The 262-nt window shown below is 56.5% G+C and carries 1 rRNA gene; it reads left to right on the top strand.

From position 1 onward, the window contains the following. Positions 1-108, top strand: a 23S ribosomal RNA gene (locus R9X44_RS35595); the annotation flags it as partial. Positions 109-262 lie beyond the last annotated feature (154 nt).

The raw sequence follows: 262 nt of genomic DNA, 5'->3' as shown, positions 1-262 counted from the left end.
CCTACGGTGGGTAAGGCCCCCAACAGACTATTGGGTTGATAGGCCGGAGATGGAAGCACTGCAAGGTGTGGAGTCGACCGGTACTAATAGGCCGAGCGACTTGACCAACACACAACCAAGACTTCAAGACATGCTGTGTGTGCTCGCGTCCCTGTGCGGTTCCCGCTGAACAGCCGGAACCCGCAACCCCCAGCACTCTGCTGGGAGTGTGTGCCAGTGCTCGTACTGGCTTGTTAACAGAATAGTTTTGCCGCATGACTGA

Source organism: Actinocorallia sp. A-T 12471, assembly GCF_033875155.1.
GTDB lineage: Bacteria > Actinomycetota > Actinomycetes > Streptosporangiales > Streptosporangiaceae > Actinocorallia.
The sequence above is the reverse complement of the archived record's forward strand: the minus strand, read 5'-3'. Positions and strand labels throughout refer to the sequence as shown.